The sequence below is a fragment of the Mesorhizobium sp. M2C.T.Ca.TU.002.02.1.1 genome (assembly GCF_003997225.1).
In genome coordinates this window covers 1-2,201 of sequence record NZ_RZTO01000932.1, presented here as the reverse complement: position 1 = coordinate 2,201, position 2,201 = coordinate 1, and the positions used below count along the sequence as shown (strand labels likewise).

The 2,201-nt window shown below is 62.5% G+C and carries 2 protein-coding genes; both read left to right on the top strand.

All coding sequences use genetic code 11. The annotated features are described in order from the left end of the window. The coding region (locus tag EOD07_RS31615) for an ABC transporter permease (protein ID WP_206519621.1) at window positions 1-1,149 on the top strand (1,149 nt) is incomplete at its 5' end. Window positions 1,150-1,201: 52 nt separating this feature from the next. Continuing rightward, the coding region (locus EOD07_RS31610) for an ABC transporter ATP-binding protein (protein ID WP_164772736.1) at window positions 1,202-2,201 on the top strand (1,000 nt) is incomplete at its 3' end.

Sequence of the window (2,201 nt, the reverse complement as noted above, 5' to 3'; positions counted from 1 at the left end):
GAATATATCAGCGCCTTCGATGTCGTTCTCGGCGTGCTCTGGCGGTTCTGGCCGGTCTGGGTGGCGCTCATCCTGGTGATGGGCGTGAGCTTCACCTACAGGCGGAAGCTCGGGCTCTACGGCCAGCTCTTCGACAGCGGCGTCGGCATCGCCGGCGTCTTCATCTGCCTGTTCTGGCTGTTCACGGCGATCTTTGCCTCCACCATCTCGCCCTTCGACCCGCTGGCTCAGGTCTCGGTGATGAAGGATACGCTGCCTGGCGCTATCGAACCCGCGTCGAAGCTCGTCTACTATTTCGGCGGCGACAAGCTCGCCCGCGACGTGTTCTCGCGCATGGTCTATGGCAGCCAGATCGTTCTGATCATTGCGCCGGCCGCCACCGGCTTCGCGCTGATGGTGGGCATCACGCTTGGCCTGCCGGCCGGTTACTATGGCGGCAAGATCGACACGCTGCTGTCGTTCCTCGCCAATCTCGTGCTGGCCTTCCCGGTGATCCTGTTGTTCTACCTCCTGGTGACGCCGGGCATCATGGACACGCCGATCCCCTATGCGATGGCGGGATTGTTCTTCCTGTTCCCGATCATCTTCTTCTGCGTCCTGTTCTGGACCCGATACAAGAACCGGCCGGACCGGCTCTATATACTGCTCGGCATTACGCTGGTCTTGGGCGGCTGGATCTATGCGGGCCTGGTCTTCGACAAGGATCCGCTGCACATCGTCCATATCGATCCCAACCAGCTCAACATCTTCGTGGCGGTGGTGTTCGCCTCCAGCCCCGGCGTGTTCCGCATCGTGCGCGGCCTGACCATGGACATCAAGACACGCGACTATGTGGCGGCGGCGCAGACGCGCGGTGAATCGCCCTGGTACATCATGCTGTGGGAGATCCTGCCCAATGCGCGGGGCCCGCTGATCGTCGATGCTTGTCTGCGCATCGGCTACACGACGATCCTGCTCGGGACGCTCGGCTATTTCGGCCTGGGCCTGGCGCCGGAAAGCCCAGACTGGGGCACCGCGATCAAGGACGCCAGCCGGCTGTTGCGTTCCTTCATCCACCCGGCACTGCCGCCGACGATCGCCCTGATGTCGTTCGTGCTGGGGCTGAACCTTTTGGCGGACTCGCTGCGCGAACAGTCGATGAAGGATTGATGGTGGCGGTTCAGGCCCTACCTGCTGGAACAATTTAGGATTGGAGCGACCCATGAACGAGGCAGTTCGAAATCCGGCTCAACCAATCATCGAGATCGAGAACCTCTCGATCTCCTTCTTCACCCGCAAGGGCGAGATACCGGCCGTGATGGATTTTTCCTGCACGGTCATGCCCGGCGAGGCGATGGGCATCGTCGGCGAGTCCGGCTGCGGCAAGTCGACCGTGTCGCTCGGCATCATGCGCGACCTCTCCAACATCGGAAAGATCGTCGGCGGCCGCATCAAGTTCCAGGGCAGGGACATGGGCGAGATGTCGGACGAAGAGCTGCGCGCCATCCGCGGCAACAAGATCGCCATGATCTACCAGGAGCCGATGGCAAGCCTCAATCCGGCGATGAAGATCGGCCAGCAACTGATGGAAGTGCCGCTGATCCACGACAAGGTATCGAAGGAAGAGGCGTATAATCGCGCGCTGGAGATGGTGCGTGCGGTGAAATTGCCCGATCCCGAGCGCATGATGCGCTCCTATCCGCACCAGCTGTCCGGCGGCCAGCAGCAGCGCATCGTGATCGCCATGGCGCTGTTGTCGAAGCCGGCGCTGCTTCTGCTCGACGAGCCGACCACCGCGCTCGACGTCACCGTCGAGGCCGGCATCGTCGAGCTGGTCAAGGGGCTCGGCGAGAAGTTCGGCACCTCGATGATCTTCGTCTCGCACAATCTCGGCCTCATCCTGGAGACCTGCGACAAGATCACGGTGATGTATTCCGGCGAGGCGGTCGAAACCGGCAAGATCGAGGACGTGTTCGACCGGATGCGCCACCCCTATACGCAAGGGCTGTTCCGCTCGATCCCGCTGCCCGGCGCCGACAAGAATTCGCGGCCGCTGATCTCCATTCCCGGACAGTTGCCGCTGCCGCATGAGCGGCCGAAGGGCTGCAATTTCGGGCCGCGCTGCCACCATTTCGTCGAGGGCGTCTGCAACGCGGCGGAAATCCCGATGATCCCGGTCGAGGGCCATGAGGGGCATTTCTCGCGCTGCGTGCGCTTCAACG